Here is an 877-nt window from a genome sequence, read left to right as displayed (position 1 = left end):
CACTTGCGTGTAATATTGTCTGACAATTATTATTGCGCCCGTCTGATGTTGGGAGAACGATATGAAGAAGTGGCAGTGTGTGGTGTGTGGTTTGATTTACGATGAAGCCGAAGGCTGGCCCGAGGACGGCATTGAGCCGGGCACCAAGTGGGAAGACGTACCGGAAGACTGGGTATGCCCGGATTGCGGTGTCGGCAAGGAAGATTTTGAAATGATCGAGATCGGTTGATAGCACCCGGCACGGCCGGTAAAAGCCGCCCAGGTGAGTTAAATACAGGAACACGGTTATGACTGAACAGGCCCCCATCATTATTGTCGGTACCGGTTTGTCCGGTTATTCCCTGGCGCGGGAAATCCGGAAGCAGGACAAGGAGACCCCGGTTCTGATGGTTACCGCCGACGATGGCGTGAGCTACTCCAAGCCCATGTTGTCCACCGGCTTTACCAAGGGCAAGGACGCCGATGGCCTGGCCCAGGGCGGTACCGACGCCATGGCGGATCAGCTGAATGTCCGGATTCGCACATTTGCCACGGTCACCGGCATTGATAGCGAGGCCCACGAACTGATTCTCGGTGATGAACGACTTGCCTACAGCAAGCTGGTTCTGGCCTGGGGCGCCGATGTGATCCGGCTTGGCCTGGACGGTGATGGCCAGGAGCATGTGTTTTCGATCAATGACCTGATGGATTACCGTGCCTTCCGGGACGCCCTGGGCGACGGCAAGCGGGTGGCGATCATGGGAGCCGGTCTGATTGGTTGTGAGTTTGCCAACGACCTGCGCAATGGCGGTTACGAGGTTGACGTGATTGCTCCTTCCGAGGAGGTGATGCCGGGGCTGCTGCCGGAGGCGGCCGCTCATGCTGTCCAGCAGGAGCT

2 protein-coding genes are annotated in these 877 nt (G+C 57.9%); both read left to right on the top strand.

From position 1 onward, the window contains the following. The first annotated feature begins 61 nt into the window (after positions 1-61). Positions 62-229 (top strand): rubredoxin, encoded by a 168-nt coding sequence (locus B2W52_RS10065; protein ID WP_008173532.1) that lies wholly within the window; start codon positions 62-64, stop codon positions 227-229. Positions 230-287: 58 nt separating this feature from the next. Next, a partial coding sequence (locus B2W52_RS10060; RefSeq protein WP_286802828.1) for an NAD(P)/FAD-dependent oxidoreductase occupies positions 288-877 on the top strand: 590 nt, incomplete at its 3' end.

This window comes from Marinobacter sp. UBA2498, from assembly GCF_002341575.1.
Lineage (GTDB): Bacteria > Pseudomonadota > Gammaproteobacteria > Pseudomonadales > Oleiphilaceae > Marinobacter > Marinobacter manganoxydans.
The sequence above is the reverse complement of the archived record's forward strand: the minus strand, read 5'-3'. Positions and strand labels throughout refer to the sequence as shown.